The organism is Streptomyces sp. NPDC014801 (assembly GCF_043082085.1).
Classification (GTDB): Bacteria; Actinomycetota; Actinomycetes; order Streptomycetales; family Streptomycetaceae; genus Streptomyces.
The window spans coordinates 306,260-321,206 of the sequence record NZ_JBIBXG010000002.1 but is presented as its reverse complement, the minus strand read 5'-3'; the positions used below and the strand labels follow the sequence as shown (position 1 = coordinate 321,206).

Below are 14,947 nucleotides of genomic sequence, written 5' to 3'. Positions count from 1 at the left end.
AAGACGATACTGCGGGGGAGCGTGAACCGTTCCGACCGGAACGGCAACGAGGGAGGACACACAGTGACCCTGTCGCACGATCCCCGAACACGACGCAGACGTCTCGGAGTTGTCGCGGCGGCCGCCGGACTGCTGGCCGCGCTGCTCACCGCCGCACCGGCGGGCGCCACCCCCGACCCGGGCGACAGCCCGGCCGCGCCGAAGGAGGTCTCCCGCAGCGCCCAGGCCCGGGCGGCCGAGGAGATCGCGGCCGGCGAGATACCCGGCCAGGACCAGATCGTCCACTCCGCCAACGTCCAGCACCTCGCCAACATCCCCAAGGACGCCCTGCCCGGCACCAATTCGGACCTGGCCTTCCAGGGCCGGTACGCCTTCGCCGGCAACTACGACGGCTTCCGCATCTTCGACATCGGCGACCCGGCGTCACCGAAGACGGTCGCCCAGGTGCTCTGCCCCGGCTCGCAGAACGACATCTCCGTCTCCGGCAACCTGCTCTTCCTGTCCACCGACTCCTCGCGCAGCGACAGCAGTTGCCACAGCACCACCCAGCCGGCGACCGAGAAGTCCTCCTGGGAGGGCATGAAGGTCTTCGACATCACCGACAAGCGCAACCCGAAGTACGTCGCCGCCGTCGAGACCGCCTGCGGCTCGCACACCCACACGCTGGTGCCCAAGCGGGACAACGTCTACATCTACGTCTCCTCCTACTCGCCGAGCGCGAGCTACCCCGACTGCCAGCCCCCGCACGACGGCATCTCGGTCATCAAGGTCCCGCGCAACGCCCCCGAGAAGGCGGCCGTGGTCAACTTCCCGGTGCTCTTCCCCGGCGAGGGCCCGGACGGCGGCGGCAACCCCGGCGCGCCCACCAACCCCGGAGTCTCCAAGACGACCGGCTGCCACGACCTCACCGTCCTGCCCTCCGAGGACCTGGCGGCCGGCGCCTGCATGGGCGACGGCATCCTGTTCTCCATCAAGGACCCCGAGCACCCCAAGGTCATCGACCAGGTCCAGGACAACGTCAACTTCGCCTTCTGGCACTCGGCGACCTTCAACCAGAAGGCGAACAAGGTCGTCTTCACCGACGAACTCGGCGGCGGCGGCGCGGCCACCTGCAACGCGGCCACCGGCCCCCACCGCGGCGCCGACGGCATCTACGACATCGTCGGCAAGGGCGACAAGCGCAAGCTCGTCTTCCGCGGCTACTACAAGATCCCGCGCCACCAGGCCGACACCGAGAACTGCGTGGCCCACAACGGCTCGCTCATCCCGGTCAAGGGACGCGACATCATGGTCCAGGCCTGGTACCAGGGCGGCGTCTCCGTCTGGGAGTTCACCGACTCCGCTCACCCGAAGGAGATCGCCTACTTCGAGCGCGGCCCGCTGACCACCGACAACCTCACCGTCGGCGGCGCGTGGTCGGCGTACTACTACAACGGCTACATCTACTCCAACGACATCGCCAAGGGCTTCGACGTCCTGAAGCTCACCGACCGGCGCACCGACCAGGCCCGCCGGGTCCACCTGCGCGAACTCAACGTCCAGACGCAGCCGGACTACTTCGACTGATCCGCCGGCCGCGAGCCGGTCGCGAAGAAGCGGGACAGATCCTGCTCGCACCCCCCGCCGGGCGCTCCGGTGTCCGGCGGGGACCCCGCCTCCCAGTCCAGCCCGTAGCGGTGGAACAGCTCGGCGCGCATCGCCTGGATCGACATGGGGACATTCGGCAGCACCATGGCGTAGACGGCGCCCATGAGGACCGAGCGCAGCATCGGATAGTCCCGGTCCGCGTCGCACGAGCCGTGCCCGGCGACCGTGGCGCGCAGCAGCTCCGCGAGCCGCTGCTGCTCCGGGCACTGCACGAAGCCCTCCGCCTGCAGCAGCCCGGCCATGTGCTGGCGCATCAGCACCGGTTCGTCCCGGGCCAGCCCCAGGATCGCGTCGATCGCCCGCGCCATCCGCTCCCGGCCGTCGCCGGTGCGCGGTTCGCGCTCCAGGGCCTCCTCCAGCGTGCGGTGCATCAGCCGGTGCACGGCGGACTGCACCAACTGGCGCTTGCCCGGGAAGTAGTACGACACCAGCCCGCGTGCCGAGCCCGCGCGGTCGGCGATGTCGGCGAGCGTCGTCGCCTCGTAGCCGCGCTCCCTGACCAGCTCGACTGCCGCCTGCAGCAGTCGCTCCCGGGAGCGCCGCCGCAATTCCTCATTGACCGAGGCGCTGCGCGGGGACATGCTGTAACTCCTGCGTTGACTGGCTGCCAGCCAACTATACTCAACGCGTGTCGACCTGCCCCTGTGCGGGCACGGTCGGCGTTGCCGTCCGCTCTGGGCGACGCGGGGGATCGTCCAGAGCGGACTTCTTCTCCCGCAGATGGTCGCCTGAGGCAATTGATCGTGCGGCCCCCGTGGCCCGTGCCGGGCGTACCGGGCCTGCCAGGGCGTATCGGTCGCACACCCGTCTCCTCCTCCCTAGAGTGAGCCGGGGACACCAGCCGAGGAGGCGTGCGCGGATGGAACAGGACCAGCGGATCCTGGACAGGATCACGGAGATGGTCGAGGCGGAGCGCCGGCTGCGCGAGGACTTGGCGGCCGGGCGGATCGAAGGCGACACGGAACACCAGCGGCTCGGCGAACTGGAGCGCGAACTGGACCGCTGCTGGGACCTGCTGCGCCAGCGGCGCGCCAAGGCGGAGTTCGGCGAGAACCCGGACGACGCCCAGGCCCGCCCCTCCTCACAGGTCGAGGGCTACCTGGAGTAGGCCCACAGGCTCCACGGCGGCTCCTGGTGAGCGGCCCGTCCTCGGTCGGCTGCTCGCGATGAACCGCCTGCCTCGGCCGGCTGTCCGTGGTGAGCGCCCCGTCTCAGCCGGCCAGCTCCAGGACCGGCCGCAGTCCGTCGGGCCGCTCATGGACGGGGAGCGGGTCCACGAAGTGCACCCGGCAGCCCAGGGCCGCCGCACCGCCGTCCGCGCGGGGCTCGTCGCCGACCATGAGCGCCTCGCCGGGCTCGACGCCGAGCGCGTCGCATGCGAGCGCGAACAGCCGGGGGTCCGGCTTGCGGATGCCGTGCCGGTACGACAGCACGTAGGTGTCGATGAACGAGTCCAGCCCGTGGACGAGGAAGACGGGACGCGGATCCCAGCCGATGTTGCTCACCACGCCGATCTTCAGGCCCCGGTCCCACAGCGCGCTCAGCACGTCGAAGGCGTCCGGGTACGGCGTCCAGGCGTCCGGCGTGCGATGCCGCTCATAGAGGGCGTCGTACAGCGCCGGATCGGGCAGCGGCACCTGACGGGACAGCCCCGTGTACGCGGCGCGGTGGTGGTCGGCGCTCTGGTCGCGGGTCTCCCACAGCTCGGCGAGGTGCTCCGGCACCTGCCGCGGCACGGGCCCGCCGGGCTGTGCCCCGGCCGCCGCCAACGCCTGCGCGGTGGCGGTGAGTTCGGATTCGGGCAGCGTGATTCCGGCCTCCGCGAGGACGCCCCGCAGCCAGGATTCGGTGGACTCGATCCGGAAGAGCGTGCCGGAGAAGTCGAAGAGGACGGCGGCCATGGTGATCATCCTACGGTCCGGTCACCGGTGCCCCGCCGGGTGAGGGTGCCACGGCGTCCCGCCGGGTGAGGGTGGCACGGCGTCCCGCCGGGCGAGGCGCCGTGGTGTCGGTGGCGGCGCGCCGTCAGGAACCCTCGCCCGCCGGGCCGTCGGGGGTCCGCTCGGCGACCACTCCCGCGAGGGCCGCGGCGACGCGGGCGACGGCGGGGTCGTCGTCGTGGGCCAGTCGGCGCAGGACCGCGAGCGCGGTGGTTCCCGGCAGCTCGACCAGCGCCTGGACGAGGCGGATCCGCGTCGCGGAGTCCGCGGCCGGCGCGGCGAGTTCGGCGGCCAGTGCCGCCAGGATCCGGTCCCCGCTCCCCGGCTTCCGGGACAGCGTTCCCAGCACCTCCGCCGCCTCCACGTCGTGCGAGCCGTCGCGCACCATGTCGACGAGCGCGGGCACGGCCGCCACCACGCCGTGCCGGCCCAGTGCCAGAGCGGCGTGCCTGCGCACCGTCGCGTCCGGGTCCCCGAGCGCGTCGGCGAGCACCGCGCCCGCACCGGGAGCCTCGGGCAGCTCCGCGAGCGCCTGCACCGCGCGCCGCCGGACCTCGACGTCCTCCGCCCGCGCACCGGCGCGCAGCGTCGCGACGCCTTCGCCGCCCGCCCGGGCGAGCGCCCAGCGCAGGGCGCCCGCGACATGGGGTTCGGCTTCGGCCAGGACCGCTTCGGCGAGCAGCTCGGCGGGAACCGGCACGCCCTCCGCCCCGGCCAGGGCGGCCTGCTGCCTGCGCGCGGCGCTGGCCGAGCCGAGGTCCCGCAGGAGGGCGACGACGCGCAGCACGTCCTGCCAGTCGGCGGGCGCCGACGCGTCGATCGCCCGGAGCCGCTCCAGCAGCTCCTGTTCCCGCGCCACCCGCTCCTGCGTCCACCGGATGAGGTCGCCGACCAGCGTGGCCGGCGTGAACGACGGGTCCTCCAGCGCGCGTTTGATCTGCTGCAGCGACAGCCCGAGGGAGCGCAGGCTCTCCACGTGGAAGATCCGGCGGACGTCCTCCGGGGAGTACTCGCGGTAGCCGCCGGCGGTGCGGCCCGTCGGGCGCACCAGCCCCAGGGCGTCGTAGTGCCGGAGCATCCGGGCACTCACCCCGGAGTGGCGGGCCACATCGCCGATCAGCAATCCGCCGCCTCCGTCGACTCGGCCGGCCCCGTGGGGACGGTGCTCTCGGCAGCCTGTGCGGGCGCGGCGGTTTCCGAGGGCCCGGCGCAGGCAGCCACCGCGGCAGCCCGCTCCGGGCCGAGGCTGACCAGGCGCTTGGCCTCTTCGACGGCCGCGTCGAAACCGGTCTCCGGGTCGCGCCGGAGCAGTTCGGTGGCGCGGGCGTGTGCGGCCACCGCCGGGTCGGGATGCGCCGCCGCCTTCTCCAGCGCGGGCCCGCTCACCTCGCCGAGGTCGACGAGGGCGCGGCTCAGGCTCAGCCGCATGTCGCGGTCGCCGCGGCCGAGGTGCCGTACCAGTTCGCCGGCCAGGTCCGCCTTCTCGTCCTCGGGCGCGAGGGCGACCGCGACGCGCCACGCGGTCCGCGCGACCTCGTCGTCGGCGTCGCGCAGCATCTCGCGGCCGATCCAGGGCCAGGCGCTCGCATCACCGATCTTGGAGAGCGTGTGCAGTGCCTGGCTGCGGGCCTGGTCGCGTGCCGAGCCGAGCTCCCGGCGGATCCGGGGCAGGGCGATCTCGGGCGGAAGGCGGGTCAGCGCCCAGGACAGCATGTCCCGCACGAAGAAGTCCGGCTCGACGGCGCACCGCTCGACGAGGGTCTCCAGGAACGCGGGGCCGGCCTGCGAGCCGGCCGTCAGGGCCGCCTGCAGCCGGACCGACGAGTCCTCGGCGCTCAGGGCCCTGAGCAGCGGGGCGTGGTGCGGGGGCACATGGGTCGTGTTGATCGGGACCACCTCCTGCGCCCAAGCCAAAACGTTGTCATAGTGTCAAGGTCAAGCCCTCGGCCGAGGAACGCGCGGCGCGACCCGCGGGGAAGTCGCACGGACGCGCCGTCGGTCACGGCCGCTCGCGCAGGCATACGGACGCGCTGCCGGTCACGGCCGCCAGCGCAGGTGTACGGCGATGGCGCACGCCACCAGCGCCCCGCCCAGCAGCCAGCCGCCGACCACGTCGGAGGCCCAGTGGACCCCGAGCCACACCCGGGTCACGCCGACACCGACGACGGAGACCGCTGCGACACCGAGCGCCGTACGCCGCAGGGCCGGCCCGGCGCCGTACGCGTGGACGAGCCACAGCAGGAGCCCGCACACCACCGTGGCGGTCATGGCGTGGCCGGAGGGGAAGGCCGCGTAGTGCGCGGAGTCGACCGGGTCGGGCCAGACCGGGCGCGGCCGGCCGACCGCGGCCTTCAGCGCCTGCTGCACCACCGTCGCCAGCGCCGTCGCCGTCACCAGCCACGCGGCCGTCCACCAGGCCGCCCGCCGCCACAACAGCCACACGGCGACGGCGGCGCACAGCAGACGCATGGTCGAGGGGTCCCAGACCCAGTCGGTGAGGATGCGGAAGACGTGGGTCGCGCCGGGGTCGCCGACCGCCCAGCGGTGGGTGGTGCGGGCGATGTCGCCGTCGGCGCCGGTCAGCGGATGCCAGCGCACCGCGACCAGCGCGGTGAGCAGCGCCGCGCACAACGCGAGCGCCAGGGCCCAGCGCGCGGGGCCGTGATGTGCGGGGGAGCGGGGCGGGGCGTCGGCGGACAGAGAGTGCATGAGTGCGATCCTCGCCGACGCGGGGCGCACGAGGCCAACTCGGCTGCTCGCCCGGCGATCAGCGGAGCGTCCGAGGCCCTGAGCCGACCCCGCCGCGCCCCCGGCGATCAGCCGAGCCGCTCGCAGCCCCGGGCCGACTCCGCTGTTTACCCGGCGATCAGCCGAGCGCCCGAGGTCCTGGGCCAACCCCGTTGCTCGTCCGGCCATCAGCCGAGCCGCCCGCAGCCCCGGGCGGACTCCGCTGTTCGCCCGGCGATCAGCGGAGCGTCCCAGAACCCTGGGCCAAGCCCGCCGCGCCCCCGGCGATCAGCCGAGCGCCCGAGGCCCCGGGCCAACCCCGCCACGCCCCCGGCTATCAGCCGAGCCGCCTGCAGTCCCGGGCCAACCCCGTTGCTCGCCCGGCGATCAGCAGCCGCTCGCAGCCCGGGCCAGCCCCGTTGCTCGTCCGGCGATCAGCCGAGCGCTCGCAGGCCCGGGCCGAACGCCACCAGCAGGGGGATCACCGGTACCAGCGCGGCCAGGGCCGTCAGCCGCAGCCGGCGGGCCGCGGTGAGCCGGGCGGGGGCGGTGAGCAGCCGGTGCACCCGCTGCGGCACGTGCCCGTGCCCGGTGGGGCAGGGGCCGAACACGCCGCGGTCCTCGTTGAGTTCGACGAGCGCGAGCGCGGTGGTGAGCCGGCCGAAGCGGCGCGAGGCCATGTCGTCGGCGGCCAGTTCGACCAGGCGGTGCATCTCGGCGCGGAACGCGGCGAACACCGGCACCTGCGGGAAGCCCTCGGCCAGCGCGGACGCGCAGTGCAGCAGCCAGTCGTGCCGCGCCCGCGCGTGCCCCTGCTCGTGCGCGAGGACGGCGTCCAGCTGACGGCCCTTGAGCCGGCGCAGGGCGGCCGTGGTGACCACCAGCCGGGGCGCGGTCCCGGGCAGCCACCAGGCGTCGGGCCGCTCGCCCTCCAGGATGGCCAGGCGCCCGTGGCCGGGGTCCTCACCGGGCAGGTGCGGGGCGCGCACGCGCAGTTCGGCCCGGCGCAGCCGCCGCCGGGCCCGCGCCCTGGCCACTTCCCGGACCAGCATCGCGGCGGTCCACACCCCGCCCAGCGCGAGCGCCACGGCGGTGGTCGCCGCCCAGGGCGCGCCCACGCCGAGCGCGTAGGCCTCCACGACGGAGCGCGGCGCGGAGCCGAACACATGGCCGCGCACCGCCTGCCAGGCCGCGGCCGCGCTGAGCGTCATCGACAGGGCGCAGCACAGCAGTACGGCCGCCACCACGCACTGCCACACCCACAGGGCGACCACCGGTTCACGGTCCGGCCAGTCGGCCCGGGCGAGCAGCCGCGGCGCCACGACGGCGGTCAGGACGCCGAGCAGCAGCAGGATCGCGGGGACCACCATGAGCGGCAGCCTATGAGGCGCGGCTACTCGGCGGTACGTATTGATTCGGCAAAGTGACGCACACCACGGACCGGATCATCGTGCTCCATCGGCGCCGGCTGCGCGTCAGAGCGTAAGCAGCATCGCCACCATCGCGATGCCCATCGACAGCCGGCAGGCCCGCGTGAGCTCCGGCCGCTCGCCCCAGGCGACCGCCGGCGGGGCGCCCGGCACCGCCGGGACCGGCACCAGCCGGGCGCCAGACAGCAGCACGTAGCCGACGAAGTACAGCAGGAGCGCCCCCGTCACCAGCGGCACCCCGCCGCCCGGGTGCGCGTGGTGGTGCGCCGGGGCGTCCGCCATCACCACGGCCATGTAGACCATGGCCGTGGCCCCCACCAGATGGTGCAGGTGATGGGCGGAGCCACGCCGTGCCGCCCACAGGGCGCGCAGGGCCGCCGGCCCGAACACCGCCGCGTAGGCCGCCCACGCCCACGCGGGCGGTGTGAACACCGCCGCCGGCACAGCCATCGCGGCCATGCCGAAGCCCATCAGCGCCTCACTGCCCGCGATCCGGCGCTGCTCCCGGGCCCCGCCGCGCATCCGCACCAGGCACCAGGCGCCGGTCGCCGCGCACAGCGCGACCAGGAGCCAGCCGGACGAAGCCGGTCCGTGCACGCGCACCTCCCCGCTCGACGGACGGTCCAGGGGGAGCGATGCCCCCACGCCGCGATGCGCACGCGAGCGCAAGGGTGTACAAGGGGCGCGCACAGGAATCCTTCACGAGTAAAACACCTGTTAAGCTATGGGTATGCGCATCCGTCCCCTCCCGCTCGCCGGAGCCCTGCGGCTCGGCCGGCCGTCCCCGATCTGGTTCAAGCCCGCCCTGAGCGTCGTCTTCTCGGTGGCACCGCCGAACCTGATCCTGCTGGCGCTCGGCCGCCTCGACCTGGCGATGTACACGATGGCCGGATCCCTGTGCGCCCTGTACGCCCACAACCGCCCCTACGCCGCCCGCGCCCGGACGCTGGCCTGGGTGGTCCTCGGCATGACCGGCGGTCTCGCCCTCTCCCTGGTCGCGGCCTCGCTGACCGCGAACGCGGCCGTCCTGGTCACCGTCGGCGCCCTGCTGGCCGCCACCCAGAAGGCGGTCTGCGACGCCACCCGGGTCGGACCGCCCGGCAACGTCGTCCTCACCTTCATCAGCTCCGCGTCCCTGTTCGTGCCGCAGACGCTCGGCCAGGTCCCCGGTCACCTGGCGCTGGCGCTGGCCGCGGGCGCCTGGGCCTGGCTGATCGGCATGGCACCGGGCCTGGTCCGGCCGCACGGCCCGGAGCGCCGGGCCACCGCCCAGGCGCTGACCGCGGCCGCCGCCCACGCCGCCACCGGCGACGCGCGCACCCGTGGCGCCGCGGCCGCCGCCGTGCAGGCCGCCTGGCAGACCCTGCTCACCGCCGGCGTGCGCTCCGACCGCACCCGGCGCGGCCTGGAGCGCCTCCTCGTGCGCGCCGAGGTCGCCCTGGCGGCCCCCGCCGACACCGACCCCGAACGGCTGCGCACCTGGGCCCGCGCCCTGCGCGGCAACGGACCGGTGCCCCGCGTCGACGACCTGCCCGGCGAGGCGGACGAGCTCCTCGGCGTGCAGGCCGAGGGGAACACGCGCCCCGGACACCACCTGGCCGCGCTCGCCCCGATCGCCCTGCGCACCTTCCTCGGCTGCGCCCTGGCCGGATACGCCTCCCTCGCCCTCGGCGTGGGCCGCCCGTACTGGGCGCTGGTCACCGCCGCCTCCCTCTACCAGGCCAACCTCACGCTCACCTGGAGCCGGGCCGTGCAGCGCGTGGTCGGCAACCTCGTCGGCGTCCTGGTCTTCGTGGCGGTCGTCCCGCTCGCCCACCTCCACCAGGCAGCCCTCGTCCTGCTCTGCCTGGCCTTCAACTTCGGCGCGGAGGCGCTGATCGGCCGCAACTACTGGCTCGGCACCATCTGCGTGACCCCGATGGCCCTGCTGATCACCGAGTTCGCCCGCTTCCAGGACTCCGCCGAACTGATCACCGAGCGGACGGCCGACACCCTGGTCGGGGCCCTGGTCGGATTCGTCGCCGCCGTGGCCGTCACCAACCGCCGCTCCGGCGACCGCCTGGAACAGGCCCTCACCACCGCCGAGCAGGCCCGCGAACGCACCGCCCGGCTCCTCGCCGAGCCGCACGCCGGCCCCGCCGCCCTGGAAGCGGCCCGCCGCGCCCTGACCGCCGCTCTGGTCGACCTGCGCGCCACCGCCGAGGCCGCGGCCGGCGAGTGGTGGCAGCGCGCCCTGCCCCAGGACCGGGTGGTGCTCGCCGAGCAGGCGGGACACCGTACGCTCGCGGCGACGGTACGGCGCCAGGGACTCCTCCTGGACCGGGACGACAGCACGAGAGCGGAGGACGTACGGCCATGACGGCGAGCACGGGAAGGGGCGCGGCCGGTGACACCGTCGCCGCCGTCGTCCGGCAGTGGCGGGCGGTCCACCCCGACCTCGACACCGCCCCGATGGAGATCATCGGCCGCGTCAACCGCTGCGCCGCCCTGCTGCAGCAGGCCGAGGACGCGCCGCTGCGCCGGGCCGGGCTGAGCCGCGCCGAGTTCGACCTGCTCGGCGCGCTGCGCCGCACCGGCCACGAGCTGACCCCGGGCGAGCTGGCCCGGGAGACCTTCTCCTCCGGCGCCGCCGTCACCAAGCGGCTCAAGCAGCTCACCGAGCGCGGCCTGGTCGAGCGCCGCAGCGACACCCGCGACCGCCGCGTCTCCCACGTCGGCCTCACCGACGCCGGCCGCGACCTGGTCGACGGCATCCTGCCGGAGCAACTGGCCTACGAGACGGCCGTCCTGTCCGCCCTCGACGGCCCGCAGCAGGGTGAACTGGCCTCGCTCCTGGGCGAGTTGCTGGGCCGCCTGGAAGGCCGTCTGGGCTCGCTGCGGGCCTGAGCCCTGTATCAGGCACCCCGGTGCCGCCTCTTGCCAGTGACGGCCGACGCGTCGACACCGGGGGAGCCATGACCACACCGACCGCCCTGCGCCGCCGCGGCATCCGGCTGCGCACCACCCGGGTGCGTACCGACCGGAGCGCCCGCGAACAGGCCGACCGCCACTGCCTCCGCACAGCATCCGGGGCGCCGGGCTTGTCACGCGGTGCCCTGTGGCGCCGGGTGTGGGGCACGTGCGCGGGGGTGGCCGGTGCCGCCCTCACCGCCACCGCGCTGACCGCCCTGTACCGCACCCGCCTCGCACCCGGCGTGCCGACGGGCCTGTCGCTGGCCGTGCTCGCCGTCGGCGTCCACGGCCTGTGCGCCGCCGTCGTCCTGATCCGCACCGCACGCGGCGAGCTGCCCCGCTCCCTCTCCCAGGGCGGCCTGCTGACCTGGTACGCGATGGTCTGCGCGATCCCCGCCGTCGTCTGCGGCGACCTGCGGGGCGGCCCGCCGACCGTCGCGGCCGTCTGGCTGGCCCTGGTCGCCGCCGGCGCCGCGCTGATCGCACGCCGGCGGGAGCGGTGAGCCGTAGAGTCCCGTCATGAACTGGACGACGCGGCCGGAAGCCGCCGCCGACATCCCCGCGATCCGCGCGATCAACCGGGCCGCGTTCCCGACCCCGGCCGAGGCCGGCCTCGTCGACGCCCTGCGCGCCGACCCCGAGGCGTGGCTGCCGGGCCTCTCCCTCCTCGCCACGGACGACTCGGGGACCGCCGTCGCCCACGCGCTGCTCACCCGCTGCCACATCGACGACACGCCCGCGCTCGCCCTGGGGCCCTGCGCGGTCGTCCCGGAGCGGCAGCGCACCGGGGCGGGGACGGCGGCCGTACGGGCCGCCCTGGACGCCGCCCGGGCCCAGGGCGAGCGCTTCGTGGTGGTCCTCGGCCACCCGGCGTACTACCCCCGCTTCGGCTTCACCCGCGCGTCGGCTCACGGCATCCGCCTCCCGTTCGACGCCCCCGACGAGGCGGTGATGGCCCTGTCCCTGACCCCGGCCGACACCCCACCCCCGGGGACGGTCCGCTACGCGGCCCCCTTCGGTGTGTGAACGACCGCACGAGGAGGGCCCGGAGCGGGACGGCTCCGGGCCCTCGGGTGGTCGGCGGTGCCGCTCAGCTCGCGCAGTGGAACCGTGCTTCGGCCCAGTCCCCGTGGTCACCGGACTTGGTGCCGTCCGTGTCCTTGACCACCAGGTGCACATGACGGGCGCCGTTCAGCGGCACGTCCACCGCCAGCGGGTCGGACTTCCCGGACACCGTCGGGGAGGACCACAGCGTCCGCCCGTCCGCCGTCACCGAGAACGACACTCCGCCGTATCCGTTGATCTCGTCGTCGATCCCGACCGTGGCCGTCAGCGAGGTGCACGCCCCGCCCGCCCAGAACTCGATGTCCGAGTCGGCGTGCGCGCCGATCCCCTTGGCGTACGTCGTGCCGTTCAGCGTGAGCACGTGCCCGTCCGAGGCCCCCGACTCCCCGTTGCTGCGGTCCCGTTCGGCCGGTCCCCAGCCGTTGGTCGCGTTCAGCCACGGCAGATCGCTCGCCCAGGCGTCCCCGGACGGCGCCTGGGGCATGGTCCGCACGGCCGCGCGCTGCGCCGTCACCCGTGCCTCGCCCGCCGCCCGGTACCGCGCGGTCGCGGTGAGCACGGCCTCACCGACCGCCGCGTCCTTCGGCGGCGTCACCGTGAACTCCGCGCGGGCCCGCTCGCCCGTGTCGAGGGCGCCGACCTCGCGGGCCGGTGAGACGGTCCAGCCGTCGGGGGCCGCCAGGGACACGACGGTGCCCTCGGCCCCCGCCCGCCCCGCGGTGAAGTCCACGGCCACCGTCGCCGGTGAACCGGCGCTCAGCTCACCGCCGCCGGTCGCCAGGGCGACCGTGCCGACGGTCCCCGGCACCCGGCCGCCCACGGCACTGGCCGCGTCCAGGTCGATCCGGAACGCCCGCGACGTGCTGATCGCGCGGGTCTTCACCTGCACCACCCCGCCCCGGTCACCGGCGTCGTACCACCATCCCTCGGCGGCGGCGTCGAACGCGGCCTTCGACGTCTGCCGGGGCAGCGCCCGCCCGTCCAGCCGCACCTGCGCCGGCGCGGACCCGGTGTGCACGGTGAAGGCGTACGGCCGCGCGCTCTGCTTGCCCGTGAACGACCCCGTGCTCGCGCCGACGTCGATGCGCACGGCGCCCGCGCCGCCGGCCGGCGCGCTCACGGACACCCGCTGCTCGGCGTAGCGGCCCTGGCGGTGCTGCCGGGTCACGCCGTCGTCCTCGTACAGCGTGAACGAGGACCGCCCCTGCGGATACACGTCCCAGGCCAGCGGCGAGCCGGCCGTGCGGTCCCGGTACGACCGGATCCCGGGCCACATCGGCACCGCGGCGCCGGCCTTCACGAACAACGGCAGGGTGTCCAGCGGCGCCTGATACCCGTTCACCGTCGTCGGGCCCTGGTACACCCGGCCCGACCAGTAGTCGATCCACGTGCCCTTCGGCAGGTAGATCCCGTCCCGCACGCTCTCGTCCCGGTACACGGGTGCGACCAGGAAGTCCTCCCCGCTCAGGAACTCGTACTTCGCCGCGTCCGAGGCGGCCACCGGATCGTCGGGGTACTCCAGCGCCAGCGGGCGCACCGCCCCGACACCGGTCCGGTTCGCCTGCGCCGCGTAGGTGTACATGTACGGCAGCAGCGACTCCTTCAGCTTCAGGTATGTGCGGTTGATGCCGGTGTACGGCTCCCCGTAGCGGAAGGGCTGCTTGTCCGACGACGCCCAGCCGTCCATGGTCATCACGGCCGGCAGGAACGTCTTCCACTGCAGGTCACGCGTGTACGTCTTGGCGCTGCCGCCGAAGATGCCGTCCACGTCACCCGTGGTGTACGCGAGCCCCGACATCGTCGCGCCCGCGTACGTCGGGATCTGCCAGCGGATGTAGTCCCAGCTGCCGGACTGGTCCCCGCTCCACTGCACCCCGCAGCGCTGCGCGCCGGCCCAGCTCTCCGGGGCCCAGGTGAAGCCGCGGGCGTCGCTGTTGTCCTCGATCCCGCGGTAGGCCGCCTTGCAGCCGTCCAGCGCGAACTTGTAGCCGTCGCCGACCCAGGCCACGTCCAGTTTGGCGACCCGCTGCCCGGCCTTCACCTGCTCGGCGAGCTTGTCCAGGCCGTCCTCGGTCCACAGGCCCATCTGCGCCTTGCGGTCGTTCAGTCCCTGGGCGGTCTGCGCGAGGTTCTCGTAGCCGCAGCCGTAGCCGTCGTTGACGAGCATCCAGCCGAGCGGCATGTCGTTCTTCACGTAGTCGTCGGCGACCTTCAGCGCGTCCAGGGTGTGCCGTTCCCCGCGGTTGGCGTTGTGCAGGTAGCAGTCGGAGTCGCCGATCTCCAGGCCGTAGATCGGTGGGAGCATCGGACGGCCGGTGAGCTTCGTGTACTTGCCGATGACGTCCTTGGCGCTCGTCCCGGCCACGTAGTAGGCGTCGAACCGCTTCTCCTGCTCGGTGGTGGTCACCGGGTCGGTGAAGGCGTAGGTGCCGGGCGCGTACGTGTTGCGGTAGACGCCGTAGCCCGCCGAGGACAGGTAGAACGGCACGGAGTTGGGGTGCCCGCCCTCGTTCCAGTTGTAGTCGACGCCGACCTTGAGCGTCTTGCCGCGGTGCGAGGTGTTGCCGCTGCCGTTCTGCTCGCCCGCGCCGTAGAACTGCTCGTCGGCGCCGCGCGCGAGCGTCTGCGTGGTGGAGGTGCCGTCCCAGCTGATGCCACGGGTCTCCTCCCACACCCGGGTGCCGTCGGCACGGTAGAGGGCGAACCGCAGCGGGGCCTTGGTGACGCGCAACGTCACCTGGTCCGTGGACAGTTCGTAGCGGTCCCCGCGGTCGGCCCAGCGGGTGGCCGGGGCGGCCCCCTGCGGCAGCACGATGTCGGACCCGACCGGGTCGGTGAACGTGCCGTCGGGGGCGACCTCGATCCGGAAGGTGTCGCCGGTGACGAAGCTGACCCGCGCCTTCGCCGCCCCGGCGGTGAACGTGTAGACGGCCCCCGAGGCCGAGAAGCCGGTGACGTCCCCGAGGACCGTGGACGCGGTGGCCCCGGCGGCCGGTGCGGCCGTCGCGGGCAGGGCGGGCGCGCCGGTGACGGCGAGCGCCGCGCACAGGGCCGCGACGGCGAGTCCGGCGCCCCCGCGCCACGGCCGGCGCGCTCCCGACGTCCCGGAGGGAACGGCTCTGCTGGACGGAACGGCTCTGCTGGACGGGGCGGATCTGCTGGATGGATCGGTCATGTCGGTCCCTT

The 14,947-nt window shown here is 74.4% G+C and carries 13 protein-coding genes and 1 pseudogene; 6 read left to right on the top strand and 8 right to left on the bottom strand.

The window, feature by feature from the left end; genetic code table 11:
* Positions 1-63: 63 nt before the first annotated feature.
* The gene (locus tag ACF1AL_RS05010) at positions 64-1,566 is read left to right on the top strand and encodes an LVIVD repeat-containing protein (RefSeq protein WP_391778975.1); all 1,503 of its coding nucleotides are present in this window, start codon (positions 64-66) and stop codon (positions 1,564-1,566) included.
* On the opposite strand, the gene ACF1AL_RS05005 is transcribed toward ACF1AL_RS05010, so the two are convergent.
* Entirely contained in the window at positions 1,554-2,228 is a 675-nt protein-coding gene (locus ACF1AL_RS05005; RefSeq protein ID WP_391696740.1) for a TetR/AcrR family transcriptional regulator, read from the bottom strand. The genes ACF1AL_RS05010 and ACF1AL_RS05005 overlap by 13 nt on opposite strands.
* 278 nt (positions 2,229-2,506) lie before the next feature.
* Between ACF1AL_RS05005 and ACF1AL_RS05000 the strand changes: the two genes are divergently transcribed.
* Complete coding sequence (locus tag ACF1AL_RS05000) at positions 2,507-2,755, top strand: DUF2630 family protein (RefSeq protein WP_384211033.1); 249 nt, start codon at positions 2,507-2,509, stop codon at positions 2,753-2,755.
* A gap of 103 nt (positions 2,756-2,858) precedes the next feature.
* Here the strand turns inward: ACF1AL_RS05000 and ACF1AL_RS04995 are convergent, their stop codons facing one another.
* The 6 genes from ACF1AL_RS04995 to ACF1AL_RS04970 all read right to left on the bottom strand — a co-directional run bounded on the left by ACF1AL_RS04995 (position 2,859) and on the right by ACF1AL_RS04970 (position 8,341).
* The gene (locus ACF1AL_RS04995; RefSeq protein WP_391778974.1) at positions 2,859-3,548 is read right to left on the bottom strand and encodes an HAD family hydrolase; all 690 of its coding nucleotides are present in this window, start codon (positions 3,546-3,548) and stop codon (positions 2,859-2,861) included.
* A gap of 124 nt (positions 3,549-3,672) precedes the next feature.
* Entirely contained in the window at positions 3,673-4,710 is a 1,038-nt protein-coding gene (locus tag ACF1AL_RS04990) for a MerR family transcriptional regulator (RefSeq protein ID WP_391778973.1), read from the bottom strand.
* Positions 4,704-5,501 carry a HEAT repeat domain-containing protein gene (locus ACF1AL_RS04985; protein ID WP_391778972.1) on the bottom strand — a complete coding sequence of 266 codons (798 nt, stop codon included), beginning with the start codon at positions 5,499-5,501 and terminating at the stop codon, positions 4,704-4,706. The genes ACF1AL_RS04990 and ACF1AL_RS04985 overlap by 7 nt, the downstream gene beginning before the upstream one ends.
* A 123-nt stretch (positions 5,502-5,624) precedes the next feature.
* A complete protein-coding gene (locus ACF1AL_RS04980) occupies positions 5,625-6,296 on the bottom strand; it encodes a phosphatase PAP2 family protein (protein WP_391778971.1) in 672 nt (223 codons plus the stop codon).
* A 452-nt stretch (positions 6,297-6,748) separates the two neighbouring features.
* Positions 6,749-7,684 carry a M56 family metallopeptidase gene (locus tag ACF1AL_RS04975; RefSeq protein ID WP_391778970.1) on the bottom strand — a complete coding sequence of 312 codons (936 nt, stop codon included), beginning with the start codon at positions 7,682-7,684 and terminating at the stop codon, positions 6,749-6,751.
* Positions 7,685-7,789: 105 nt separating this feature from the next.
* A complete protein-coding gene (locus tag ACF1AL_RS04970) occupies positions 7,790-8,341 on the bottom strand; it encodes a DUF5134 domain-containing protein (RefSeq protein WP_391778969.1) in 552 nt (183 codons plus the stop codon).
* A 127-nt stretch (positions 8,342-8,468) separates the two neighbouring features.
* Between ACF1AL_RS04970 and ACF1AL_RS04965 the strand changes: the two are divergent.
* The 4 genes and pseudogenes from ACF1AL_RS04965 to ACF1AL_RS04950 form a co-directional block, all read left to right on the top strand.
* Positions 8,469-9,908 (top strand): annotated as a pseudogene (locus tag ACF1AL_RS04965) (FUSC family protein); the annotation flags it as partial.
* Between the two features lie 53 nt (positions 9,909-9,961).
* Positions 9,962-10,630, top strand: coding sequence for a MarR family winged helix-turn-helix transcriptional regulator (locus ACF1AL_RS04960; protein ID WP_384211014.1), 669 nt, complete (start codon positions 9,962-9,964; stop codon positions 10,628-10,630).
* Between the two features lie 68 nt (positions 10,631-10,698).
* A complete protein-coding gene (locus ACF1AL_RS04955; RefSeq protein ID WP_391696765.1) occupies positions 10,699-11,199 on the top strand; it encodes a hypothetical protein in 501 nt (166 codons plus the stop codon).
* Between the two features lie 16 nt (positions 11,200-11,215).
* Positions 11,216-11,722, top strand: coding sequence for a GNAT family N-acetyltransferase (locus ACF1AL_RS04950; protein ID WP_386915749.1), 507 nt, complete (start codon positions 11,216-11,218; stop codon positions 11,720-11,722).
* Between the two features lie 64 nt (positions 11,723-11,786).
* Here the strand turns inward: ACF1AL_RS04950 and ACF1AL_RS04945 are convergent, their stop codons facing one another.
* The gene (locus tag ACF1AL_RS04945) at positions 11,787-14,936 is read right to left on the bottom strand and encodes an NPCBM/NEW2 domain-containing protein (protein WP_391778968.1); all 3,150 of its coding nucleotides are present in this window, start codon (positions 14,934-14,936) and stop codon (positions 11,787-11,789) included.
* Positions 14,937-14,947: the final 11 nt, after the last annotated feature.